The organism is Bifidobacterium vespertilionis (assembly GCF_008698145.1).
Taxonomy (GTDB): Bacteria; Actinomycetota; Actinomycetes; order Actinomycetales; family Bifidobacteriaceae; genus Bifidobacterium; species Bifidobacterium vespertilionis.
The window spans coordinates 74,094-99,647 of sequence record NZ_RZNZ01000001.1 but is presented as its reverse complement, the minus strand read 5'-3'; the positions used below and the strand labels follow the sequence as shown (position 1 = coordinate 99,647).

General features: G+C 65.8%; 20 protein-coding genes and 1 pseudogene. All 21 read right to left on the bottom strand.

From position 1 onward, the window contains the following. Positions 1-5: 5 nt before the first annotated feature. Positions 6-1,058 (bottom strand): HAD-IIA family hydrolase, encoded by a 1,053-nt coding sequence (locus tag EMO90_RS00365; RefSeq protein ID WP_150353185.1) that lies wholly within the window; start codon positions 1,056-1,058, stop codon positions 6-8. 290 nt (positions 1,059-1,348) lie between these two features. After that, positions 1,349-3,061, bottom strand: a pseudogene (locus EMO90_RS12690) (helicase); the annotation flags it as partial. Between the two features lie 558 nt (positions 3,062-3,619). After that, entirely contained in the window at positions 3,620-4,942 is a 1,323-nt protein-coding gene (gene tyrS / locus EMO90_RS00355; RefSeq protein ID WP_150353186.1) for a tyrosine--tRNA ligase, read from the bottom strand. 106 nt (positions 4,943-5,048) lie between these two features. Next, positions 5,049-5,798, bottom strand: coding sequence for an SGNH/GDSL hydrolase family protein (locus EMO90_RS00350; RefSeq protein ID WP_150353187.1), 750 nt, complete (start codon positions 5,796-5,798; stop codon positions 5,049-5,051). Between the two features lie 97 nt (positions 5,799-5,895). After that, positions 5,896-6,768, bottom strand: coding sequence for a putative ABC transporter permease (locus EMO90_RS00345; protein WP_223849654.1), 873 nt, complete (start codon positions 6,766-6,768; stop codon positions 5,896-5,898). After that, positions 6,765-7,265 (bottom strand): HD domain-containing protein, encoded by a 501-nt coding sequence (locus tag EMO90_RS00340; RefSeq protein ID WP_150353188.1) that lies wholly within the window; start codon positions 7,263-7,265, stop codon positions 6,765-6,767. Before EMO90_RS00340 ends, EMO90_RS00345 begins: the two co-directional genes overlap by 4 nt. A gap of 892 nt (positions 7,266-8,157) precedes the next feature. Next, the gene (gene argH / locus EMO90_RS00335) at positions 8,158-9,654 is read right to left on the bottom strand and encodes an argininosuccinate lyase (protein ID WP_150353189.1); all 1,497 of its coding nucleotides are present in this window, start codon (positions 9,652-9,654) and stop codon (positions 8,158-8,160) included. Between the two features lie 91 nt (positions 9,655-9,745). Continuing rightward, positions 9,746-10,183: a hypothetical protein gene (locus EMO90_RS00330; RefSeq protein WP_150353190.1), complete on the bottom strand. Its 438-nt coding sequence runs from the start codon at positions 10,181-10,183 to the stop codon at positions 9,746-9,748. Between the two features lie 604 nt (positions 10,184-10,787). After that, a complete protein-coding gene (locus EMO90_RS12280; protein ID WP_223849655.1) occupies positions 10,788-10,976 on the bottom strand; it encodes a hypothetical protein in 189 nt (62 codons plus the stop codon). A 225-nt stretch (positions 10,977-11,201) separates the two neighbouring features. Beyond that, on the bottom strand, positions 11,202-12,089 hold the full coding sequence (locus EMO90_RS00325) for a DDE-type integrase/transposase/recombinase (protein WP_223849656.1): 888 nt from the start codon (positions 12,087-12,089) through the stop codon (positions 11,202-11,204). Between the two features lie 349 nt (positions 12,090-12,438). Beyond that, a complete protein-coding gene (locus tag EMO90_RS00320) occupies positions 12,439-13,677 on the bottom strand; it encodes an argininosuccinate synthase (protein ID WP_150353191.1) in 1,239 nt (412 codons plus the stop codon). Positions 13,678-13,790: 113 nt separating this feature from the next. Beyond that, a complete protein-coding gene (locus EMO90_RS00315) occupies positions 13,791-14,318 on the bottom strand; it encodes an arginine repressor (RefSeq protein ID WP_150353192.1) in 528 nt (175 codons plus the stop codon). A gap of 19 nt (positions 14,319-14,337) precedes the next feature. Beyond that, the gene (gene argF / locus EMO90_RS00310; protein ID WP_150353193.1) at positions 14,338-15,312 is read right to left on the bottom strand and encodes an ornithine carbamoyltransferase; all 975 of its coding nucleotides are present in this window, start codon (positions 15,310-15,312) and stop codon (positions 14,338-14,340) included. An 89-nt stretch (positions 15,313-15,401) separates the two neighbouring features. Next, positions 15,402-16,697 (bottom strand): acetylornithine transaminase, encoded by a 1,296-nt coding sequence (locus tag EMO90_RS00305; RefSeq protein WP_150353194.1) that lies wholly within the window; start codon positions 16,695-16,697, stop codon positions 15,402-15,404. Then, complete coding sequence (gene argB, locus EMO90_RS00300; protein WP_449495023.1) at positions 16,678-17,604, bottom strand: acetylglutamate kinase; 927 nt, start codon at positions 17,602-17,604, stop codon at positions 16,678-16,680. The genes EMO90_RS00305 and argB overlap by 20 nt, the downstream gene beginning before the upstream one ends. Positions 17,605-17,666: 62 nt before the next feature. Further along, the gene (argJ, locus tag EMO90_RS00295; RefSeq protein WP_150353196.1) at positions 17,667-18,839 is read right to left on the bottom strand and encodes a bifunctional glutamate N-acetyltransferase/amino-acid acetyltransferase ArgJ; all 1,173 of its coding nucleotides are present in this window, start codon (positions 18,837-18,839) and stop codon (positions 17,667-17,669) included. Beyond that, a complete protein-coding gene (gene argC, locus EMO90_RS00290) occupies positions 18,836-19,930 on the bottom strand; it encodes an N-acetyl-gamma-glutamyl-phosphate reductase (RefSeq protein ID WP_150353197.1) in 1,095 nt (364 codons plus the stop codon). The genes argJ and argC overlap by 4 nt, the downstream gene beginning before the upstream one ends. Before the next feature lie 123 nt (positions 19,931-20,053). Then, positions 20,054-20,818 (bottom strand): DUF4190 domain-containing protein, encoded by a 765-nt coding sequence (locus tag EMO90_RS12060; RefSeq protein ID WP_190971920.1) that lies wholly within the window; start codon positions 20,816-20,818, stop codon positions 20,054-20,056. A gap of 87 nt (positions 20,819-20,905) precedes the next feature. Further along, positions 20,906-23,524 (bottom strand): phenylalanine--tRNA ligase subunit beta, encoded by a 2,619-nt coding sequence (pheT, locus tag EMO90_RS00280; RefSeq protein ID WP_150353198.1) that lies wholly within the window; start codon positions 23,522-23,524, stop codon positions 20,906-20,908. Between the two features lie 7 nt (positions 23,525-23,531). Beyond that, positions 23,532-24,599, bottom strand: coding sequence for a phenylalanine--tRNA ligase subunit alpha (pheS, locus tag EMO90_RS00275; RefSeq protein ID WP_150353199.1), 1,068 nt, complete (start codon positions 24,597-24,599; stop codon positions 23,532-23,534). Positions 24,600-24,622: 23 nt separating this feature from the next. Continuing rightward, positions 24,623-25,501, bottom strand: a complete 879-nt coding sequence (locus EMO90_RS00270) for a TrmH family RNA methyltransferase (RefSeq protein ID WP_150353200.1) — start codon at positions 25,499-25,501, stop codon at positions 24,623-24,625. Between the last annotated feature and the right edge of the window lie 53 nt (positions 25,502-25,554).

The following is a 25,554-nucleotide window of genomic DNA, read 5'->3' as shown; positions in this document are numbered from 1 at the left end:
GGCGGTCACTCCCCCGCAACCGGATCGATGCGGAACCCGGGCAGATCGGCGGCGTCCAGCGTCTCGCCGGCGTCGGCGCGCTCCCATGCAAGGCAGCAGGCCGCGCGCAGGGCGTCGAGGGATTCGACGTCGTTGACGGCAATGCGGCCGCCATCGAGGCGTGCCGTGGCCTCGCCGCAGGTCCACGTCCCGTCGGCCGCACGCTTCGGCTCAGCGTGGGGCGTGTTGAGACCGGTCAGGTTGCGGGCGATCATCGTCGGACGCAGTTCGGGCTTGGCCAGCATGAGCTGCATGGGATCCGCCACGCCGGTCAGCACGACCATGGAGTCGTATCCGCCGCGGTTGCCCGCCTCGATGTCCGTGTCCAGACGGTCGCCGATCGCGATGGACCGCTCCTTGGGCACCAGATCATGGCCCTCGCCCGCGTTGAGCATGCGGGCCTCGTCGTACATGGCCGATTCGGGCTTGCCGGCCGATCCGATCGGCTGCACGCCCGTGGCGGCGATCACCGCGTTGACGAGTGAGCCGCAGCCGGGCGCGATGCCCTGCTCGCGGGGGATGCTCAGATCGCGGTTGGTGACGAAGTACACGGCTCCGCGCTCCACCGCATAGGCGGCCTGCGCGAGCTCGCTCCACGGCATTTCCGGATACCAGCCCTGAATTACGGCCACCGGCCCTTCATCCACGTTGGACACCGGGACCAGCCCTGCGCGGGAGACCTCCTCGCGCAGATGCGGGGCGCCGATGGTGAGCACCTTGGAGCCGGCCGGCACCTGATGGGCGACCATGCGCGCGGCGACCACCGAGGAGGTGATGACCTGCCAGTCCTCCACCTTCAGGCCGAAGCCGCGCAGCTGGTCCGCCACCACATGCTGGAAGCGCGACGAATTGTTCGTGGTGTACTCGATCGTCATGCCGTTGCGCTCGGCCTCGGCGATGGCCTCGGCGGCGTGGGGCACCGCGTTGCGTCCGCGGTACACCACGCCGTCGAGGTCCAGCAGCGCGAGCTGGTAGGCGCGCGCCACCGAGGTGGGAACGCCCTTGAGGAAGCGGGTCATCACTCGGCCTCGACGGCCTTGGCCGGCTCGGTGACGGACTCGGCGCCATCCTCGGCCGTCTCGGCGGGAACGGATTCCTCGTCGTCGCCGGGCTCGGCATCGGCGTTGTCCACGTCGTCGGCTTCGGTCTGCGCCTCGTCCTGAGCGATCTCGGCCTCGTCCTCGGCAGCGTCGTCCTCGCGCTCGATCTTCGACTCGACCGGGCCGGGTTCGGCGTCCTCGGCGTCGTCGGACGGCTCAGCGTCGTCGGATGGCTCGGCGTCGTCAGACGGCTCGGCGTCCTCAGCGTCCTCGGACTCGGCTTCTTCAGGCTCGGTCTCCTCGGATCCGGACTCGGCGGACGGCTCGGCATCCTCGGATTCCTCATCCTGGTCGCCGGACTCGGCATCACCATCGTCCTCGGAGGACTCCTCGTCCTCATCCTCCGGATCCTCCGGCGCGAACTGGGCCTCATCCTCGGTGATGCCCAGCATATCCATCTGGTCGTCGGAGAAATCGGCCAGATCGTGGTCGACCACCATATCGTCGGAGTCCGGATCGATGTCCTCGTCCGCGTACTGGCTCTCCAGCTTGTCCAGCAGGGAATCGAGCTCGGCGGCCTTGTCCGCGTTGCCGCCCTGCTCGAGGAAGTACTGCTCGGCCTGGAAGGCGCGCATGCGGTATTCGCCGGAAATGCCCTTGGAGCGGCCCAGCGTGTCCGCGATCTCGGCGGCCTTGCTCCACAGGCCCAGATCGGACAGGGCGCCCGCGTAGACCAGGAACATCTCGGCCTTGGCCTCGCCACGCAGCTGCTTGGCCTCGTCGCCGGTGGCGATCTCCACGGCCTTCTTCGGGTTGCCCAGACCACGCTCGCAGTCGGCGATGAACGGCAGGTAGTCAAGGTAGCCGTTCATGCGGAACGCGGTGCGGAACTCCTTGACGGCCAGCTTGTAGTCGCCCTGACGGTAGGCCACGAAGGCCAGCGTCTCGCGCGCGAAATCGATGCGGGAGGCCTGGCGGGCGACCCACTTGGCATGCTCGAGGGCCCACTTCGGGTCGGACTCCTCCAGCGAGTAAGCGGCGAGGATGTGCAGGCCGATGTTCTCGGCGTGCTCCTTGCTCAGACCCCTCAGGCGTTCGCGCTCATCCTTGGAGAGCATGTACCACTCCATGCCCTTGGGCATGGTCGGCTCGCCCGGGCGCGCATCGGTGTACGGGTTCTGCGACGGGAAGGACATGGTGCCGTCTGAATTGCGGCGGGCCTTGTCCCAGTGGGCGCCGCCGCGACGGTTCTCGCGGAAGTCGCCGTTGTCGTCGAAGTGGCCGCGGCTGCGGTCGTTGCGATCGTAGCGGGGCTTTTCGTCGCGATCGCCGTCCTTGCGGAAGTCCTTCTTGAAGTCCTTGCGATCCTGGAAGTCCTTGCGGTCGGCGTGATCCTTGCGGAAGCCGCCGCGGTCGTCGTCGCGACGATCGTCGCGGTGGAAGTCCTTGCGTTCCTCGCCGTCCTTATGGAAATCCTTGTGGAAATCGCGATCCTTGTGGAAATCGCCATCGCGGTGGAAGTCCTTGCGGAATCCCCTGCGTTCCTCGCCATCCTTGTGGAAGTCCCTGCGGAAGCCGCGGTCGTCGCCGTCACGACGGAAGTTGCGACGATCGCCGCCACGGTCGTTGCGGTCCCTGCGGAAGCCGCCGCGATCATTGCGGTCTCCGCGGTCGGAACGGAAGCCGCCGCGATCGTCACGATTGCCGCGGAAGCCTCCGCGGTTGTCGCCATCGCGGTGGAAGTCCTTCCTGAAGTCCTTGCGGTAGCCGCCCTCGCGACGATCGTTCTGTCCGTCGCGCTCGAAACGGCCCTCGCCGCCCTTGCGATCATCGTCGCGGCCGTAACGGGGGTTGTTACCGCCACGGCGGAAGCCCTCGCCGTCACGACGGAAGTTGCGACGGTCGCCACCGCGATCGGAACGGAAGCCGCCCTTGTTGAAGCCACCGCGGTTGAAACCGCCCTTGTTGAAGCCGCGCTCCGGACGGTCGCCGCCCTCGGCGCCCTCGCGGGGCTGCTGGTCGTTGTCGCGCGGCTTCCAATCGCGGCGATCGTCGCGATTGAAGCGCGGGTTGTTGCCGCCACGGCGGAAGCCGCCCTGGCCACCCTGACCGCCACGGCGGAAGCCGCCCTGGCCACCCTTGCGGAACGGACGGTCGCCGCCCTTGAAACCGCCCTCGCGGTCGCGGTAGCCGCCCTCGCGACGCGGACGATCGCCGCCTTCGCCGCCCTGACGGTTGCGATCGAAGCCCTCGCCGTCGCGGTGGAAGTTGCGACGCTCGCCGTAGCCGGAGCGGCCGCCGTCCTTGCCGCGGAAGCCGCCGCCGTTGCGGGAGCCGAAGGATCGGCCGCCGCGACCGCCGTTGCCGCCGCGCGAGCCGCGGAAGCCGCCCGATCGACGCTGATAACCGCCCTGATGGGAGCCGTTGCTGTGTTCTTCTGCCATGTCGTTCTTTCTGTGAAATGCCGGCATCGAAATGCCGGCATGGTTCGTTTGTGCGTTTGCTTGCTATTGCGTCGGGTTATGCCCGCAGGGGCGCGTTCAGCGGTTCTCGACCGCTCCCAGCGCCTTCTTGCCGCGGCGGATCAGCGCGAAGCGGCCCTGCAGGAAGTCGGATTCGGACAGCGTCTGCTCCTCGTCCTCCACGCGTGCGTTGTTGAGGTACACGCCGCCGGACTTGATCGCGCGACGCGCCTCGGATGCGGACTTGAACAGGCCCGCGGTCTGGGCGGCGTCGATCACGCGATCCCCCGGCTTGCCCGCCGGGAAGATGTGATCGCCGTTCCCATCCGCCACCTTGAAACCGTCGAGCACCGACTCGAGCGTGTCCTCGTCGATGTCCGCCAGATCGCCGCCGCGTCCGAACAGGGCGGCGGAGGCGTCGATGGCCGCCTGGGTGGCCGCCTCGCCGTGCACGAAGCTCGTGACCTCCCACGCCAGCGTGCGCTGCGCCTCGCGGGCGCCCGGGTTGGTCCTGGACTCCTCCACCAGACGCTCGATCTCCGCCTTGGGCAGGAAGGTGAACACCTTGAGCAGGTTCTCCATCTCCGCGTCGGGGCGATTGAGCCAGAACTGGTAGAACTTGTACGGGCTGAGCATGGTGCCGTCCAGCCAGACGGCGTTGCCCTCCGACTTGCCGAACTTCTTGCCCTGCGCGTCGGTGATGATGGGGCTGGTGAACACGTTGACGTCCACGCCGCGCACCTTGTGGATCAGATCCAGTCCGGAGGTGAGGTTGCCCCACTGGTCGGAGCCGCCCAGCTCGAGCGTGCAGTGGTATTCGTCGTACAGGTGCAGGAAATCGTTGCCCTGCAGCACCTGGTAGCTGAACTCGGTGAAGGAGATGCCCTCCTCGGAGTTCAGGCGGCGCGCCACGGTGTCCTTGGCCAGCATGGTGCCCAGTCGGAAGTTCTTGCCCACATCGCGCAGGAAGTCGATGACGGACATCTGCGCGGTCCAGTCGTAGTTGGACACGAAGCGCACGGGATTGGCGCCCTCGGTGTCCAGGATGCCGCCGATCTGGCGCTTGAGACGCTCGGCCCAGCCTGCCACGACGTCCTTCGGGTTGAGCGTGCGCTCGCCCGACTGGCGCGGATCGCCGATCAGACCGGTCGCGCCGCCCACCAGCGCGATGGGGTGGTGCCCCGCCAGCTGCAGATGACGCATGTTGATGAGCTGCACGAGGTTGCCGATATGCAGGGAGGCGGCCGTCGGATCGTAGCCGCAATAATAGGTGATCGGCTCTCCGTTCAGCGCGTTGGCGAGTCGATCCCGGTCCGTGGACTGGGAAATCAACCCGCGCCATTCCAGTTCATCAAGCAGGTTGTCGAATCCCGCTTCCTTGAAGTTGGTGACGTGAGCCATAGCTAGGTCGCTTCTCCCTATCGAATTGTGGTAATTGAGCCTACCCAGTGTCTCAGCAGAGGGCGACACACACGCCCGGACCCCGGACCGGCCATCACAGCGGCCGTCACAGCGACCTGAGCGTCGCCTCGCCCATCTGATCGACCACGCCGTCCGCGAGTAGCTGATAGCAGCGCTTGGAGGGGTGGAAGTTGTCCGACGCCCAGAATTCCGCGTCCGTCAGTCCCGTGTCGTGATGGGTCATGTCCACGAACAGAACGCCCCGATCGGCGCAGATGGCGCGGCTGATCGCGGTCTGCGCATCCGTCATGTCCAGAATCGCCTTCTTGAGCGTGGATCCCAGCGCCGGCGAACGGTACACCTGACCGGAACTAATCACCACCACATGGTCGCTCAGCGCCTTGGCCTCATCGATGGCCGCGGTCAGGTCCTCGCGCCACTCCTTGGCGGTGCGGCGGGCCATCAGATCATTCGATCCGGCGCACAGCACCAGCAGATCGGGATGCCCCTTGACCTGAGGCAGGAAGCGGAAGCGGGCGCGTCGCATCGTGGCCCCGAGCCTGCCGTGGGAGCGCCAGTGCACGGGCCGGCCGGTGACATGCGCGATCGACCGGGCCATGTCCGGCACCAAGCCGTCGCTCTGGCGCTCCACGCCGCAACCCACGGTGAGCGAATCGCCCACGACCACCAGCGTGATCGGGTCGGTGTCCGCCGAATCCGCGGCATCGCCCTGCGCGGCACGGGGCTTCACCAGTCCCTCGCGCGGCCCTTCCGGCTCCGGCGCCAATTTGACGGTGTGTTGCGCCACCAGCGCCTCGGTCAATGCGATCGGCCTCTGCCACCACTGCAACGCCATGGTCCACTCCTCTGCCCGTCGTGCACATCTTCAACCGTTTGGGATTATACGGTCCGGCCGCCGGCCCTCCAATAGACAAACGGGCAACGACTGTCCATCACTTACCCTTGCCGCGACCCCTGCGATTCGGGTTCAGGATCTCGCGCAGCTGGTCGATGAGCTCGCGATGGTCGAAAGAGGTGAACTCGGGGAACGCGTTCAGCATGCGCCTCTGCTGGGCGGTGAACAGCTCAGCCGCCCGATCGCGCAAACGGGACAACGGAACCTGCGGCCCCGCGGCAAGCGTGCGCGTGGCGTCGCTCACGGCGGCCCCCACGGCCTGCCGCCCGGCGTTGATCGACTCGCCGGCCTTGCTGGCGTACTCGTCGACGGTCCTGCGCGCGGTTCGGCGTGCAGCCACGCCGTATTCCGCCGCGATCTGGCCGAATCGTTCCACACGCTCCATGAAGCCCTTCATGCCGGCCAGGGTGACCGCCAGATCCACGGCCAGCAGCAGGAACACCACACCGGCAATGGCATGCACGGCCGGGACGGGCACGCGGTCCGTGAACGTCACCACCAGCGGCTGTGTCCAGCGGACCACCACCACGGCGAACACGCCGAAAATCACCGCTCCCAGCAGGCACACGCGGCCGTTGATGTTGAAGCGGAACTGCGAGTAGTCCCACCAGCGTGCGTCGAACAGCTTCTCCATCACCCAGGAGGTGAGGTATTCGAGCACGGACGCCAGCAGCGCGCCCACAAGGAACAATGCCACGGGGTTGTGCAGCTGCGAGAGGGCAAGCGCGCCGCCCACCGCGCCCACGCCGTAGATCGGGCAGATGGGGCCCATGAGGAAGCCGCGGTTGATCGGCCGGCGCTCCTGGATGGACACGACGATCGACTCGTACACCCAGCCGAGGAAGCTGTAGAGCATCACCCACAGGAAGATGTATTCGAATTCCAGCAGCAGATGGGAAAGCCCGGTCATCGGGGCAGCTCCGGCTTGTTGAACCGCGACATGGACAGGGTCTCGCGCGTGGCGCTGATCTTGTCCGCCATGCACACCAGATACCCCTCGATGTAGCGCGGCGGCACCGGGGTCAGCGGGAACATGTGGTGCAGGATGCTGTTGCGCTCCACGCGGTTGAGCCGAAAATCGCGCTGGGCGTTGACCAAGGCGGCCCGCCCGTGCGTGAAGCCGTGCAGACGATGGGTGCCGTTGTCGTCGTCGTGCCAGTCGTAGAGGAAATAGTCGTGCAGCAGGGCCGCGCGGATGAGCGAGGGCAGATCCACGCGCCGCCACAGGTGCAGCCTGTCTGCCAGCCAGACCGAAAGGCACGCCACGCGGATGGAATGCGCGAAGGTGGTCACCGATCCATGCTGGTAGCAGCGCCGCTCAATCTCCATATGGCGATGGCCGATCACCTCGCCGCCGTGCCGCTGCACCAGGCCGCGTATCTCGTCGCGTGTCAGTAGACGTCCCACAAATCGTCCTTTACCGTGTTATCCGTGCGAAACTCATCAGCGCGAAACTCATCAGTTTCCGTTTCCGTGATGAATTCTAGACAGCATGGGCGGCTCGGAGCATCATCCGATGGGATGAACTTTGTTGTCATCCTGAACACCGAGCCGTTAAGCGGACGACGAAGGGCGAAGTCGAAGGATCCTTGACCTACGCACAAAGTTAAGATCCTTCGACTCGCCTCACCAGTTCAGGATGACGACGGAAGTGCCCCTGCGATGGCCCGCCCACAAACTGGGCAAATCGGAATGCTGAATTCGCGAACTGGGCAGATCCGGTATTCTACGACCGATTTTCGGCCTCCAGACGGCAGGATCCGCCCAGTTTGCGCGGCAAGCGGACGCGAACTGGGCAAATCGGGACACTGGATTCGCAAACTGGGCAGATCGGGCCGGTTCCGGGATCCGGCGTGACACGGCGTGCGACCGGGGGCGTGACCCGGCGTGCGGCGTGACCGGGTGCGTGACCCGGCGTGGGCACGCCCGGTCACGGAGTGCCGGAATCGTTGGAATAAAGCCATTTTGAAATCCCTGTGACTGGGAATGGGCACACCATGTCACACGCCCAGTCACACCACACGCCCGGTCACACGCCGGTCCACCTTCCAAAAAGAGGTTTGATCCCGAGCGGAAGCCGAAGGACGCAGCGGAAGATCCCTAATCCGGGCGGAAAGCCAAGGATCCTCCGACTGCGCTGCGGCGAGGTCCTCGCCGTGGCATCCTCGAGGATCAGCGAGATCGAGACGGGCAAAAAGTTCCCTCCCAGACTCGAACGCCGTTGCTCCGACTACCTCCACACCATCGGCGACACCCCGACAAAACCACTTGACGAACTATAGGAGCATCGCTCGAGCGATCAGAAGCTGCCGGGCGCCTTGTACGCCGGGCCGTCGGACACGGAGCCGGCGAACGTGGCGAGCGGCATGATCGCCGACTTCGCCTCGCCGATCTGCTCCACCACACGATCGTACGCGGTGCCGCCCTTGCCGTTGCGGGCGGAGACCGAGCCGTGGCTGGACAGGACCGCACGCACCTTCGGAGCCTTGTCCGCCGGCAGGAAGTCCTTGAACACGTCCACGAAGTCGGCGTCGGTCAGATCCCACAGCTCCTGGCCGCGGCCCTCGGCGATCTTCACGCAGGCGCCGGAAAGCTCGTGCGCATGGCGGAACGGGACGCCGTTCCTCACCAGCCACTCGGCGATGTCCGTCGCCAGGGCGAAGCCGGTGGGAGCCTCGGCCTCAAGCCGCTCGGAGTCGAAGCGCATGGTGGCGACCATGCCGGTGAACGCCGGCAGCAGCACCTCGAGCGTGTCGACCTGGTCGAACACGGCTTCCTTGTCCTCCTGCAGATCGCGCGCATAGGCGGTGGGCAGGCCCTTCAAGGTGGCGAGCAGACCGGTCAGGTCGCCGATCAGACGGCCGGACTTGCCACGTGCCAGCTCGGCGATGTCCGGATTCTTCTTCTGCGGCATGATGGACGAGCCGGTGGAGTAGCCGTCGTCCAGCTTGACGAACGCGAACTCCTGGGTGTTCCAGATGATGATTTCCTCGGACAGGCGGCTGATGTCCACACCGGCCATGGCGGCCACGAACGCGAACTCGGCCACAAGGTCGCGGCTGGCGGTGCCGTCGATGGAGTTGGTGGTCACACGGCTGAAGCCGAGCTCATGGGCCACGGCCTCCGGATCGAGGCCGAGCGTGTTGCCGGCGAGGGCGCCGGAGCCGTACGGGGAGGCATCGACGCGCTTGTCCCAATCGACCAAGCGCTGCACGTCGCGCAGCAGCGGCCAGACGTGGGCCATGAGCTGGTGCGCCAGCAGCACGGGCTGGGCGTGCTGCATATGGGTGCGGCCGGGCATCACGGTGCGGCCGGCACGTTCGGACTGGACGATCAGCGCGTTGGCGAGGGACAGCAGCTGGCCGGCGATGACGCGCGAATGGCGGCGCAGCCACATGCGGATCAGGCAGGCGATCTGGTCGTTGCGCGAGCGGCCGGCACGCAGCTTGCCGCCCAGCTCGTCGCCGGCGATCTCCAGCAGTCCGCGCTCCAGCGCCGTGGCCTCGTCCTCATCGTCCTCGACGGGCGCGAAGCTGCCGTCGTCCACGCGGCGCTGCAGCTCGTCCAGAGACTCCTCCATGCGGTCGAGCTCGTCCTCGGTCAGCAGCCCCGCACGGCCGAGGGCACGGGCGTGGGCGCGCGAGCCGGCGATGTCGTCGTCCGCAAGACGCCAGTCGAACTGGGTGGACTTGCTCAGACGCGCAAGTTCGGGCGACGGCCCGGACGTGAATCGGCCTCCCCACAGGGCGAGGTGTTCGGTGTTGTCGGCAGACGGCTGCTTGGGCTGTTCGGCCATGGCGTGCTCTCCTTGGGTTTCGCTTCGCGATTCATGGTGCAATGCGTTCGCACAAACTGAAGGAAGCATACCAGCGCGCCGCTACAGACGGCTAGTGTTGTTCCGCGGTGGCGTCGGCGTTGTCGCTGCCCTGCCGGTGTTTGCGTCCGATCGCCGTGTTCGCAATTCCCAAGATCACGACGGACCAGCCCAACACTTGGGCTGCCGTCGGAATCCATGCCGGCGTCTGTCCGGTGGCCAACGCGACGCCGAAACAGACCGTCACCGCAAGGAAGCCGAGCGCAATGCACAATTGGACAATGAATCGCGGCACGGCAAACGGTTCGTTCTGTTTTCTTTCTCGCAGATCGACGTACCCACGTACGATCATATAGGCCGCTGACAGCACAACGCACAGCAGCAAGCTCACAAACAGGGGAATCGCCATACCGGGGGCGGATTCGAGAGCCGAAGCCGCAACGAGGGCGAACGCGCCCGTCAGGATGGTCATGATCAGCAGGGCCGATGTGACTTTGTTCCGTCGTTTCATTGCAGATACTCCTTATTCATAAGGTATTAAATAGTGGGTTTGCAATACCTAATGGTTCGCAAACACACCAGCATCATCCCAAATGTCGCGGAATTAATGCCGAGTAGAATAGGTACTATTTACATCCGGAATATCGTTGTAAGCACTATAGTCGAAATACATAAACGGGCCATATGTTTCACCGGTATTGGCCCTAAAAGTCCATGTATACTCAGTATATGGTGTACCAAGGAACGGCTGATTAACGCGAATTCTTACCGTTACAGCACCTATTGCACCAGCAATGATTCCAGCCAACGCCGGTGCTCCTGCTCCCTGAGACCACGTAATGTGATGGGTTGACGTTCCGATATCAACCCAACCATAGCGCAAGGATGTTGGCATGTCTTCACTGCTGATCACTGTACATGACGATGATTCGCACTAGGATGAAATGGCTCCACTGCAATCGCATTTGGAACTAGACAAAATGAGGCTATAACAGAAGTCGTAATAAAGATACTTTTTTTCATTGTAAACCCCTAAAACTTCATTGTCGAGGTGCCTCATTTGAAAGTGAGCGTGAAATCCGGAGCGGTGCCTCACTTGGGGTGAGCGCGAAATCCTAGTCCTTGTCGGCTTCTGGGGTTTCGTTGTCTTCCGGTTCGACGCCCGCGATCCGGGCGAGCGTCTTGTTCAAGTATGCCATGTCCGGGCACGCGCGCCTAGCCAGCCGCGCGGTGCGCGGCGCTGCCATGTCCTCGAGCCGGTCCTGGATGTCGTGGATGCGGCGGACGAGTTCGGCCGGGTTCACGGTCGCGAGGATCCGTTCGATCTCCTCGCGCCTGCCGTCGGGGATGAAGCCGGGGCCGCCGGCGGCCCTGTCCTGTTCGTCGAACTCCCTGAGCCGCTCCCACGGGGTGCGCGGCCTGTCGTAGACGCGGCGGGGCCGGCCGTCCCGGGTGCTTTCGCGCGCGACCGGCTTCTTGGATGGGGTGAACAGGTTGGTCTTGACGCGCTACCGGTTCCCACAGTTCGTTCAGCAGGTCGAGCTCGTCGGCGGTGTACCGGTAGTAGAACGCGTGGCGGCGCACGACGTGGTTGTTCCTGGACTCGAGACGGTGGCCTGGTCGTTCTTCCTGTACGGCCGGCTTCTGGTCTGCTCGATGTCGCGCTCCTGCAGCCACGCGATCATGTCCCGGTTGATGAACTCGCTGCCGTTGTCCGAGTCGTACGAGCGGATGCGCAACGGCAGGCGGGCCTCGATCAGGGCCTGCGCCCTGGAGAAGTTCGCGAACGCGTTGTTCCTGCACGACGCGTTCTCGGTCCATCCGGTGGCGATGTCGACCACGGTCAGGGTGCGGCAGAACTCGCCTTTCAGGCTCGGCCCGCAATGGGCGACGGTGTCGGCCTCGACGTTGCCCGGCAGCCCGTCGAGCTCGTCGCTCGCCTTCCTGATCGTGATCGAGTTGCGCACAAGCTCGCCCGCGGGCCTCGTGCCCGCCAGTCCCTTCGGCTTGGCGGCGTCCCTCGTCCGCTTGAGATACCGGTCCATCGTGGCCGGGCTCATCGCCATGAGTTCGTTGAACGCGAACCCGTCGTATTCGGAGAGCTCGCCGTGGGCCCTGAGCGCGGGCAGCCACAGGGACAGCATCTGCTTGAGGTATTTCGCGCACGGCATGTCCATCATCATCCACACCCGCACCAGCAGCTCGCGGGACTGCTCCGAATACCGTTTCGGCCGTGTCTTCCTGGCCGCCGGCAGCTCGCGCGGCTGCGTGCCGGCTTCGGCGAGCCTGCGTCGCGCGGTGCTCCTGCCGATCTTCAGCACGGAGCACATCTCGTCGAGGATGCGCCCCTTGTCCTTCTTCGAGGCCTTCATGTACTCGTCCCTGAATCTCAGGGTGACCTGCCGCTTCGTTGCCATGCTGATCTTGCCTTCCATGTGACAAGCCAAACAGGACCGGTACCGTTCGCGCTCATTCCCGATGAGGCACCACTAGCCATTTCGCGCTCAAAAAACGTGAGTCACGTCGATTGTTTATAAAATTTTTAAATTATGTAATAATATATATCATCATTCGGTAAACAAATAATAGATTTTAAATGAATATGCAATGAAGCTTTTGTAATGAATCTCTGTCTGCCACTTCATCATTCAATAATCCTCACAGAAGAAGCATTATCAAAAGCCCTCCCCCGCAGTCGAAAACCGCTGCGAAGGAGGGCGCGAAAGCACCGCCGGGAAACCGGACGAAGTCAACCGCCGAAAGGCGTCACTCCACGGTGTTGTCCGGCACCTCGATGGCGTTGCCGAACCTGACGTCGCGGGCGGCGGCCACGCGGCTGGGCAGGCCGTAGATGTCGATGAAGCCGTTGGAGGACTTCTGATCGAAGGTGTCGCCGGAATCGTAGGTGGCCAGCTTGTAATCGTACAGGGAGGCGTCGGAGCGACGGCCGGTGACGACCGCGCGGCCGCCGTGCAGGACCATGCGGATCTCGCCGGAGACGTACTTCTGGGTGTCCTCGATGAAGGCGTTCAGGGACTGGGTGGCCGGGGAGAACCACTGCGCATCGTAGACCAGCTCGGCCCAGCGCTTGTCGATGTCGCGCTTGATGCGGTGCTGCTCGCGCTCGAGGCAGCAGTTCTCGAGCTCCTGGTGCGCGGCGATCAGGGCCACGGCACCCGGGGCTTCGTACAGCTCGCGGGACTTGATGCCCACCAGACGGTCCTCGATCAGGTCGATGCGGCCCACGCCCTGGGCGCCGGCGCGGCGGTTCATCTCCTCGATGGCCTGCAGCGGGGTGACCTCGCGGCCGTCGATCTTGACCGGGATGCCCTGCTTGAACTCGATGACGACCTCATCCTCGACGGGCGGGAAGGCCGGATCGTCGGTGTAGGTGTAGCAGTCCTTGGTGGGGGCGTTCCACGGATCCTCGAGGAAGCCAGTCTCGATGGCGCGGCCCCACACGTTCTGGTCGATGGAGTACGGGCTCTTTTCGGTCTGCTCGATGGGCAGCTTGTGCTCCTTGGCGAACGCAATCTCCACGTCGCGGGTCAGGGACAGGTCGCGGATGGGGCTGATGGCCTTGAGCGTCGGGTCGATGGAGGCGATGGATACCTCGAAGCGGACCTGATCGTTGCCCTTGCCGGTGCAGCCGTGGGAGATGGTGTCCGCGCCGAACTGGTGGGCGGCGCGCACCAGATGCTTGGAGATGAGCGGGCGGGAGATGGCGGAGACCAGCGGATAGACGCCCTCGTACATGGCGTTGGCCTTGAGGGCCTTCATGCAGTACTCGTTGGCGAACTCGTCGCGGGCGTCCACCACGTACGCCTCCACGGCGCCGCAGGCCAGCGCGCGGTTCTTGATGGTCTCCAGGCTCTCGCCGCCCTGGCCGACGTCGAGCGAGACGGCGACGACGTCCTTGCCGGTGCGCTCCTTGAGGTACGAGATGGCGACGGAGGTGTCCAGACCACCGGAATAGGCCAGTACGATGCGGCTGTTATCTGCCATTGGATGTTCCCTTTCATAATCGGGCCAAGTAATGACCACAAGTATATGCAGAACTCTGTATAAATATGCAATCGCGGCGGGGCGTGTCCACAATGCGGATGAACGTGTGCCGGTCAGCCCCTCGACGCCAGCGACAGCAGCCACTCGGCCCGCTGGACCGCCGCCTCGTCGCTCTCCGTGATCACCAGCACCGTGTCGTCCCCGGCGATGGTGCCGAGCACGCCGTCGATCGTGTGGCGGTCGATCACGCTGGCCACGTACTGCGCGGCGCCGGACGGCGTATGCACCACCACGAGGTTGCGCGCGGCGGCGGCCGATGTGAGCAGGCCGTTGAGGATCCGCCCCATCTGCGCCTCCGCCTTGCCTTCCGCGGCGGGCCCCTTGCCCTGGGCCACGTCGCCGATCATCGACGGCGTGGCGTAGGCCATGGTGCCGTCCGGCCTGCGGACCTTGGTGGCGTGGATCTCGTCCAGATCGCGGCTCAGCGTGGCCTGCGTCGCCTCGATGCCCTGCTGCGCCAGCACGTCGGACAGCTGCTGCTGCGACGTGATGACGTACCGGGCCAGCGCATCCTCGATGGCGCTGTGGCGCGCCGCACGCGAGCTGGGCCGCTGCAGCGCGCCGTTCGTCTGTTCGGACATGATCGGAGCGTCCCTGCCGTCAGGCGAGGTCGCCCAGCAGGCTCATGTCCCCGCGCTGCTGCGCGACGAGCCAAGTGAGCAGGGCCTTCTGGGCGTGCAGGCGGTTCTCCGCCTCGTCCCAGACCACCGACTGCGGGCCGTCGATCACCGAGGCGGTGACCTCCTTGCCGCGGTAGGCGGGCAGGCAGTGCTGGAACAGCGCGTCGGGCTTGGCGAGGGCCATGAGCTCGTCGTTGACCTGATAGTTCCAGAACGGCTTGGAGCGGATGGCGTACTCGGCCTCCTCGCCCATGGAGACCCAGGTGTCCGTGAACACGCAATCGGCGTCCTTCACGGCCTCCTTGGCGTCGGTTGTCACAAGGATGGAGCCGCCGTTCTCCGCGGCGATGCGCTCGGCGTCGGCAACGATAACCGGATCGGGCAGGTAGCCCTGCGGGCCGGCCACGCGCACGTGCATGCCGGCGACAGCGCCGCCGAGCAGGTAGGAGTTGGACATGTTGTTGGCCGCATCGCCCACGTAGGCGATGGTCTTGCCCTTGAGGGCGTCCACGCCGCCGCGGAACTGCGCGATGGTCAGGAAGTCCGCCAGAATCTGGCAGGGGTGGAACTGGTCGGTCAGGGCGTTGACCACCGGGCAGGTGGCGTACTTGGCCATCTCCTCGACGCGGTCCTGACCGAAGGTGCGCCACACGATGCCGTAGGCCATGTGGGTGAGCACGCGCGCGGTGTCCGCCACCGGTTCGCCGCGGCCCAGCTGGGAGCTGGACTTGTCGATGACGAGCGGGTATCCGCCCAGTTCGGCCACGCCGATCGAGAAGCTGGAGCGGGTGCGGGTGCTGGGCTTGTCGAACAGCACGGCCACGGCCTGCGGGCCTTCGAAGGGACGGGAATAGAAGCGGTTGGCGCGGAAGCGCATGCCCAGTTCGAGGATCTGCTTCTGCTCCTCGTGGTTCACGTCGTCGTCGCGCAGCATGTGGCGAAGCTGTCCGGTCATGTCACGTTCTCCTTAATGCGAATGGGTCGCGGGTGAAGCCCCGCGAATATGGTTGTTGCGAATGGTTTGGTCTTTGGCGCTCGGTCGTCTCAGTCGTTCTTGAGGTCCGTGGGGGCCTGTGCGAGGACGGCGATGAGCTGGTCCACGTCCTGCTCGGTCACGATCAGCGGCGGAGCGAAGCGCAGGGCGTCCGGAGCCACGGCGTTGACGATCAGACCGCGTTCCAGCGCCCAGTTGGCCAGCGCGTGCGAGCACGGATGGGCGAGCTCCACGGCGTCCAACAGGCCGCGGCCGCGCGTGGAGACGTACAGCGGGTTGCCGGTCTTCAGCAGGCCCTCGCGCAGCTGCTCGCCGCGCTGTTCGGCGTTCTGGAGCAGGTTCTCGTCCTGGATGGTCTTCAGCGTGGCCAAGGCCGCCGCGGCGCCCAGCGGGTTGCCCGCGAAGGTGGAGCCGTGAGAGCCGGGCGTGAACAGGCCGGAAAGCTTGGAGCCGAAGGCGATCAGGCCACCCATCGGGAAGCCGCCAGCCACGCCCTTGGCGAAGGTGACCGCATCCGGGACGATGCCGCCGGACAGGTCCTCGCGCTGGAACGCGAACCACTTGCCGGTGCGGCCGATGCCGGTCTGCACCTCGTCGATGATGAGCAGTGCGTTGTGCTTGCGCGTCAGCTCGCGCACCTGGCGCACGTAGTCGGCGCCGAGCGGACGCACGCCGGCCTCGCCCTGAATGAGCTCCATGATCACGGCGGCCACCGGGCCCTTGCCGTATTCGCCCTTGCCGGTGGCCGCGAAGGCGTCGCGCATGGCCTGGATGTTTCCGGCCTCCACGAACTCGATGCCGGGAACCAGCGGCTCGAAGGGCTTGCGGATGACGGGCTTCCAAGTGGCGGACAGCGCTCCAAGCGTGCGGCCGTGGAAGCCGTGGGTGAGAGCGAGGATGCGGGCGGGCTTGCCGCCCAGGTCCGGCAAGGCGCCGTGCAGCGTGCGGCCGTACAGCTTGGCGAGCTTCAGGGCCGCCTCATTGCCCTCCGCGCCGGAGTTGCCGAAGTAGACGTGCGAGCCTTCGGGCGCTCCGGCCAGCTTCACCAGTTCCGCCGCCAGCTCGATCTGCGGCTGGGTGGCGAAGTAGTTGCTGGTGTGCGCCACCTTGGCCGCCTGCTCGGAAACCGCCTTCACCCACGCGGGATGGGCGTAGCCGAGCGCGTTGACGGCGATGCCGCCCAGGAAGTCGAGGTATTCGTTGCCGTCGACGTCCCAGATGTGCGCGCCCTTGCCATGGTCCATCACGCGCAGGGGCGTGCCGAACACGTTCATGTGGACGTCGCGGTACTCGCCGATCCACTTGCTGTCCTGGGGGCCGAGCTGCTCAGTCGCCGTAATAGCCATAGGAACTCCTCATTTCGATGCCGTCTTCGGGGATGACCATCGTGCCGATGCCGGCCGACGTAAAGATCTCGTTCAGGATGGAATGCGGCTTGCGGCCGTCGATGATGTGCGCCTGGGGCACGCCGCCGTCGATCGCGCGCACGCACGCCTCCATCTTGGGGCGCATGCCGGATTCGAGATCCGGCAGCATGTCGCGCAGGTTCTCCACGCCAATCCGTCCGATCAGCGAGTTCTTGTCCGGCCAGTCGGCGTACAGGCCGTCCACATCCGTGAGGATGACCAACTTGCGCGCCCCCACGGCCGCGGCCAGCGCGGCGGCGGCGGAATCGGCGTTGACGTTGAGCACCTCGGTGGCGTCGTCCTCGTTCGGGGCGACGGAGGAGACGACCGGGATGCGGCCGGCGGCGATCAGATCCTCCACGGCGGAGGCATCCACGCTCATCACATCGCCCACAAGGCCGATGTCCGTGGGCTTGCCGTCGATGACGGGCTTGCGCTGCATGGCGGAGAACAGGCCGCCGTCCTCGCCGGACAGGCCGACCGCGTAGGGTCCATGGGTGTTGATCAGGCCCACGAGCTCACGGGAGACCTTGCCCGTCAGGACCATGCGCACCACGTCCATGGCCTCGGGCGTGGTGACGCGCAGGCCGCCCTTGAATTCGGATTCGATGTTCAGGGCCTTGAGCATCTTGGAGATCTGCGGTCCGCCGCCGTGCACGACGATCGGCTTGATGCCCACCTGGCGCAGGAAGACCATATCCTCGGCGAAGCACTGCTTGAGATGCTCGTCCACCATCGCATTGCCGCCGTACTTGACGACGATGCGCTGCCCGGAGAACTCCTCGAGCCACGGAAGGGCCTCGATGAGCACCTCCGCCTTCTGGTCGGCGCGCAGATCCGTGTGCACGTCGAAATGGAACCCGGGTCCCTTGACCTCTGCCAATTCGCTATCCTTTCAAATCCTTGCGTTCAGCTCTCGTAGTCCGCGTTGATGTGGACGTACTCGTGCGTCAGATCGTCCGTCCAGACCGTGGCCTGGGCATCCCCCGCATTGAGGTCGATGTCGACGTGGACCTCGCGAGGGGTCATGTCCACCTCGGAGCGGTCGCGGCCGGCGCCGCCGTTCTCGCAGATGCGCACGCCGTTGACGTCCACGGTGACCTTGTTGGAGTCGTAGGGGGCCACGTCCTGCGGCACGGTGCCCAGGGAGCTGACGATGCGGCCCCAGTTGGGATCGTTGCCGCTGATCGCGCACTTGAGCAGGTTGGAGGCCGCCACCGCACGGCCGCAGGCCAGGGCCGCCTCCTCGCTGGTGGCGCCGGAGACGACGATGCGGATATCATGGCTCGCGCCCTCGCCGTCGCCGATGATCTGGCGGGCCAGCGAGGCGCACGCCTTGGCGACGAGCGCCTTGAACTCGTCCGGATCGGCCTGGACGTCCGAGGCGCCGGAGGCGAGCAGCAGGACCGTGTCGTTGGTGGACATGCAGCCGTCCACGTCGATGCGGTTGAACGAGGTCTCCACGCCGGCATGCAGCGCGGCCTTGGCCAGATCGGCGTCCACCACCGCATCCGTGGTGATGACGCACAGCATGGTGGCCAGCTGCGGGGCGATCATGCCCGAGCCCTTGACCATGCCGCCGATGCGCCAGCCGGCCCCGGATTCGAGGGTGACGGTCTTGGGCTTGGTGTCCGTGGTCATGATGGCGTGCGAAGCGTCCGCGCCGGCCTGATCGTCCGACGCGAGGGCCTGATAGGCGGCCTTGGCGCCGGCGAGCACGTTGTCCAGCGGCAGCAGCTCGCCGATCAGGCCGGTGGAACACACCGCCACATCCTGCGGCTGGGCGCCCACCAGCTCTGCCACGGCCTTGGCGGTGGCTTCGGACTGCTCGTAGCCGGGCTTGCCGGTGCAGGCGTTGGCGCCGCCGGAGTTGAGGATCACGGCCTTGACACGCCCGTCCGCCACCACGCCGCGGGACCACTGCACAGGGGCCGCGCAGAAGCGGTTCGAGGTGAACACGCCCGCGGCCACGTCCAGCGGGCCGTTGTTGACGACGAGGGCCAGATCCTTCTTGCCCTCCACGGAAGAGATGCCCGCGGCCACGCCGGCCGCGGAGAAGCCTTGTGCGAACGTTACGCTCACGGTGCCACTCCGATCTTCGTCAGGCCCTGGTCTTCGGGAAGGCCGAGGGCGATGTTCAGGGACTGCACGGCCTGTCCGGCCGTGCCGCGGTTCAGATTGTCGATGGCCGCGAAGGCGATGAGCCGGCCGGCGTGGCGGTCCGTGACCACCTGCACATGCGCGGCGTTCGATCCGATGATGTTCGCGGTGGCGGGCAGGACGCCCTGCGGCAGCACGCTGATGAAATCCTGGCCGGCGTATGCGTTGGTCCACACGTCCCGGATCTGCTCGTCCGTAAGATCCAGACCCTTTTCGGACAGCTTGGCGGAGACGACCGCGAGGATGCCGCGGGCCATGGGGGCCAGCACCGGGGTGAAACCGAGCGTGAATTCGCCGGCGGCCGCGGCGTTCTTGCCGGCGGCGTGCGCGAAGTTCTGCAGGATCTCCGGGATGTGGCGGTGGGTGCCGCCCACGCCATAGGGCACCGCGGAGCCGAAGGCCTCTGCGGCGAGCAGGTTGGTACGCTTGAGGTTCTTGCCGGCGCCGGAATAGCCGACCACCAGATCCGCGACGATGTCCTTGGGATCGACGAGCCCCTCGGCTACGGCGGGCTGGAGGGCCAGCGTGGTGGCGGTCACGTTGCAACCGGGTCCGGCGATGCGCTTGGAGCCCGGCAGGGCCTCGCGCTGGCGCGTGTAGGCTCCGGAAGCGTCCTTGCCGGTGATGAGCTCGGGCATGCCGTAGGTCCAGTGCTCGTAGAAATCGCCGCCGTAGAAGGCGTCCCACACACTCTTCTCCTCCAGGCGATGGTCCGCGCCGAGGTCGACCACCACGGACGAGGGGTCCAGCTGCGCGGCGAGCTTGCCGGAGGCGCCGTGCGGCAGGGCGAGGATGATCACGTCATGGCCGTTGAGGACCTCCGGGGTGGTGTCCTCCACCGTCAGATCCGCCAACTGGGGAATGTGCGGCATGTGCTTGCCGAGCTTGTCCCCCACCGACGAATGGCCGGCCACGCAGGTCACTTCGAATTCGGGGTGCGCGGCCAGAATGCGCAGCGCCTCGCCTCCCGCATAGCCCGTGGCACCGGCCACGGCTACCGTGTATTTCGCCATTTCACGTCCTTTTCATGCGTTGGTACCTGCACGACTATACACTTCTATGCATCCTTATGCATAACTATGCAATGCGGTGTTTCGCATGGCGGAACGACGGCGGCCGCGATGCGAAGCGCGGCCTCAGATCCGCATGGTCTGCTGCACGTCGGTTCCGGTGGAGCCGCCCGTGGAGGGCTGGTAGCCGTACATCTGCAGGATCAGATCCTCAAGGCCCATGCCCTTGGACGCCGCCCACAGCATGAGCAGCGAGGTGATCACATTGATGATCACGGCGGCCAGCGCAAGGCCGAAGCCCTTCATGCGGAAGGTCTTGGTGCGCCACATCGCCAAACCGCCCATCACAGCCGGCAGGATCGGCATGGTGGAGAACAGGATCGCGAACACGAACGACAGGATCGCGTAGGCGTCCCAATGGCCGTACAGCGGGTTCTGCCGCGGGTCGTCCAGATCGACGCCGTAGCGCTGGCTCGCCTTGTCCAGCGGGCGCTGCGGGTAGGGATTCTGCTGCTGGTATGGATTCTGCTGACCCTGATAGGGGTTCGGCTGACCGTACGGGTTCTGACCGTACGGGTTCTGTCCGTATGGATTCTGGCCATACGGGTTCTGCCCGTATGGCGCATACGGCTGCTGGCCATAGGGCTGGTACGGCTGGTACGGCTGCTGCGGCGCGCCGTACTGCGGATTCTGCTGGCCGTACTGCGTATTCTGCTGCGCGCCCGGCATGCCTTGCGCATTCGGCGCGGCCGGATTGCTCGGCGCGGGCTTCGGATCGGGGGCACCATACAGATAGGGGTTGTACGCCGGGTAGTCGCTGCGCATGGCCCCATACTCGGGCTTGCCCGAGCCGTTGCCGCCGTTGGTGTTGTGTTGATCCGAATCGCTCATGTCGTCCTTTGGAAATGTATGGAAAGTATTGCGAACAATATACGGCAAGGGGCCGCCCCGCCGCATGGCGGAACGACCCCTCGAGACTCAGGCGCGGAGCTGCGCACCCAGCGTCGCGGCCTTGTCCACGATCGCCTTGCGCAGCGCCTCGCTGTCGTCGGCGGTCAGCGTGCGGTCCGGCGCGCGGAAGGTGACCGAGAAGGCCAGGGACTTCTGGTCGTCGCCCACCTGCTCGCCGGTGAACACGTCGAACAGGCTGATGGATTCGAGCACGTCGCCTGCGGCCTGCGCGATCGCATCCTCAAGCTGGGCGGCGGTCACGTCCTTGGAGACGGTGAAGGCCAGATCCTGCTTGACGGGCGGGAACGTGGAGATCGGCTTGGCCTGGAACGGCTTGTCGTCCAGGGAGGCCAGCAGGGCGGTCAGATCGATCTCGAAGGCCGCGGTGTGGGCCGGGAAGCCGAGTGCCTCGTTGACGTGCGGGTGCAGCTCGCCCACCTCGCCGATATGGGTGCCGTCGGGCAGCGTCACATAGGCCATGCGGCCCGGATGCCACTGGACGGGCACGTCCTCGGCCTTGGGCTGGTCCAGCGTGAGCTTGGCACCCAGACGGTCGGAGATGCGGTTGACGGCCTCGACGGCGTCGGACCAGTCCACGGCGCGCTTGCTCTTGAGCCAGCCGGAATCCACGGCGTTGCCGGTGAGGATGGCCGCCACCTGGTCGGGCTGGTCGGGCAGGCCGGCGTCGAGCGCGGCGAGGTCCTCCTCGGAGGGCAGCTGGCCACCAGGCAAGGCCGGGATGGCCGGGGCGTTCGGATCGAGCTTGTAGACATGGCCGATCTCGTACAGGCTCACGTTCTCCAGACCGCGGCGCAGGTTGCGCTGGACGGTCTGCGCGAGGGTGAGCAGCAGCGAACGGCGCAGGAACTTGCGATCGCCGTACAGGGAGTTGACCAGTTCGACGCTGGTCTCCTTGGTCGCCTCCGGATCGTAGCCGAACGCCTTGTAGTCCTCGTCGCCCACGAACGGGTAGCTCAGGGTCTCCACCAGACCGTATTCGGCGAGCGTGTTGGCGACCCAACGGCGGCGGGCCTGCGCGGTGGTGAGGCCACCGTCCATCATGATCGCTGCCGGGGGCACGCGCACGGGGATCTTGTCGTAGCCGATGAGTCGGGCGACCTCCTCCACCAGATCGCACGCCTCGGTCAGATCCGGGCGCCAGGTGGGCGGGGCGACCAGGAATTCGCCGTTGCCGCCGCCACCGAGCTGGCAGCCAATGTCCGTAAGCACGCCGCTGATGGTGTTGAGGTCCAGATCCAGACCGGACAGGCGCTTGACCTCGCTGGCTTTGAAGTGGATGGACTTGGGCTTGACGGTGTTGTTGAGGTCCGCCGGATGCTCGGAAGCCACGCCGTTGCCGTAGCGGGTGAGCAGCTCGGCGGCCATCTGCGCGGCGGCCGGCTGCAGCTGCGGATCGACGCCGCGCTCGAAGCGGCGGGACGCCTCGGACGGGGTCTTGTGGCGGCGGGCCGAGCGGGCGATGGACACCTGGTCGAAGTGCGCGGCCTCGAGCAGGATGTTCTTGGTCTCCGCGGTCACCTCGCCGTACAGGCCGCCCATCACGCCCGCGAGGCCGATGATGCGCGAGGAGCGCTGGCCGTTCGGCGAATCAGTGATGAGCAGATCCTCGGGGCTGAGCACATGCTCCTTGCCGTCGAGGGTGGTGAGCTTCTCGCCCTCGTTCGCGCGGCGGACCACGATGGGGCCCTCCAGCTTGTCCAGATCGTAGGCATGCATGGGCTGGCCCAGATCAAGCATCACGTAGTTGGTCACGTCCACCGCAAGGGAGATGGAGCGCATGCCGGCGCGGGTGAGGCGGCGGCGCATCCAGTTCGGGGTGCGCGCGGACGGATCGAAGCCGTGGATCGCGCGGGCGTAGTAGCGATCGCAGCCCACCACGCCGTGGATCGGGTTGTTGTCCTCCACGGCCACTTCGACGTCCGGCTCGACGGCGGGGTTCTCCGCATCCGCGGTCAGGTCCGGAACGTGCTTGTTGAGCTCGATCACCGGATCCGTGTACTCGGCGCCGGTGGAATGGTGGAACTCGCGGGCCACACCGCGGTAGGAGAACGCGTAGCCGCGGTCCGGGGTGATGTTGATCTCCAGCACCGGCTGGTCCAGATGCAGCAGGCTCATCGCGTCGTCGCCGGGCTTGAGCTCCTCGTACTGCTCCGGGGTGAAGCCGTAGTTGCGCAGCAGGATGATGCCGTCGTGGTTGTCGCCAAGGCCCAGCTCGCGCTCGGAGGCGCACATGCCGTCGGAGACGTGGCCGTAGGTCTTGCGCGGCTCGATCCTGAAATCGCCCGGCAGCACGGCGCCCGGCAGGGTCACGACGACCTTCTCGCCGGCGGCCATGTTCGGGGCGCCGCACACGATGCCGCGCGGCACCTTGTTGCCGTTCTCGTCGGTCGCGTTGTACTGGTCGCCCACGTCCACATGGGTCCAGCTGATCGTCTTGCCGTTCTTCTGCGGCTCCTTGACGCAATCGACCACGTAGCCGACCACGATCGGGCCGGTCACCATGGAGTGGTGGATCTCCTCCTCCTCAAGGCCCACCTTCACGAGGTCCTTGGCGAGCTGGTCGTAGGTCTGGCCCTCGGGAACCGCAACGTGCTCCTTGAGCCAATCGATGTCTACCATAGGCATGTCGAGATCACTCCCCCATCACAAACTGTTCGCTGAATCGCACGTCGCCCTCCACAAGGTCGTGCATGTCGTTGATGTCGTGGCGCAGCAGCAGCGTGCGCTCAATGCCCACGCCGAACGCGAAGCCGGAGTAGACCTTCGGGTCGATGCCCGCGGACTTCAGGACGTTCGGGTTGACCATGCCGCAGCCGCCCCACTCGATCCAGCCGGGGCCGCCCTTCTTGTCCGGGAACCACAGGTCCATCTCGGCGCTGGGCTCGGTGAACGGGAAGTAGCTGGGGCGCAGACGGGTCTTGGCGCCCTCGCCGAACATGGCGACGGCGAGCTTGTCCAGCACGCCCTTGAGGTCCGCCATGGTGAGGTTCTTGTCCACCGCGAGGGCCTCGCACTGGTGGAACACCGGGGAGTGCGTGGCGTCGAGCTCGTCCGTGCGGAACACGCGGCCGGTGCACGCCAGGTACAGCGGAACGCCGTGCTTGATGAGCGAGCGGACCTGGTCCGAGGAGGTCTGCGTGCGCATGACCATGTTGGAGCCCACGAATCCGGCGGCGTCGCGGGCCTTGTCGCCCTTGACGTAGAAGGTGTCCTGCATCTGGCGGGCCGGGTGGTCCGGGCCGAAGTTCAGGGCGTCGAAGTTGTACCATTCGGTCTCCACCTCGGGGCCGTCCGCGATGATCCAGCCCATCGAGGTGAAGAAGTCCTGCACGTCCTCCATGAGCTTGGCCAGAGGGTGGCGCGCGCCCAGCGGGCGGCGGTCCACGGGCAGGGTCATGTCCACGGTCTCGGCGGCCAGCGCGGCCTTCTCCTCGGCGGCCTTGACCTCGGTCTCACGCTCGGCGAAGGCACGGCCGAAATCGGCGCGCAGCTTGCCCATGAGCTTGCCGGCGTCCTTCTTCTGGTCGGCGGGCAGCGAGCCGATGGCCTTGCTCGCCTGCGTCATCGCCGAATCCGCGCCGGCGTACTGCGTCCTGAGGGATTTCAGTTCCTCCGTGCTGGAGGCGTGTTGGATCTTCTCGATGCCCTCGGCGACCTGCTTGGTCACTTCGTCGGCATCGAATCGCAACTGTTCTGCCACGAGAACCCTTTCGTTATTTACCGTCAAACCGCCAAAATTGTCCCAGCATGACTCGACATGGCCAGGCTCATGAGCATGACCGCCGCGCTCGTGCCAAGGTTCAATGATTCGGCCTTGCCATAAATCGGAATGGAGACGATGCGGTTGCAACGCTCCAGTTCGCCGGTCTCCAGACCGCGCGCCTCGTTGCCGAACAGCACGGCCTTCGGACCCTTGCGGGCCTTGGGATCGGCCAGCACCGCGGGCAGCTGCTCGGGCGTCCGGTCCGGTGTGCCGTACACATCGGCCGCCCACACCGGCACGTTGCGATCGTGCGCGAACGCGAAGAACCCGTCCGTGGACATGGTCAGCACCGGAATGTGGAACAGGGAGCCCGCGGTGGATCGGATGGTCTTGGGATTGAGCCGGTCCACGCAATCGTCCACGAGGATCACGGCCGCGCACCCGGCGGCGTCGGCGGCGCGGATCACCGTGCCCGCATTGCCCGGGTCGCGCACCTGCCAGAATGCGGCGATCAGCGCGTCCCCGCGGAGTTCCAGATCGTCCGGATCGGTCTCCATGGCCGCCAGATTGCCCACGGCCACGATGCCCTGCGAATCCTTGCTGATGCGCGCCATGACCTGGCTGGTCACATGATGGACATAGATCGTGGAATCCTGCGATTCGTCCTCGATGCGCTGGACGGTCAGGGACACCGGACGATCGTTGCCAAGCGCCTGGGTCACCTCGACGTACAGGTCCTGCACCGCATCGGGCCGCCATCGCACGGCCTCGCGCACGGACTGCGGACCCTCGATGAGGAACCGCCCGCTGCGCTCGCGGGTCTTGCGCGATGCGAGATCGGCCACGCGTCTGACGCGCTCTGATTTCGGATTGTCGATTACTCGGGTGTTGATGGGCATGCGTTCCAGTCTAACCATCACCCATCCGCAGCGCGGAACGTTTGGTCCGTTTT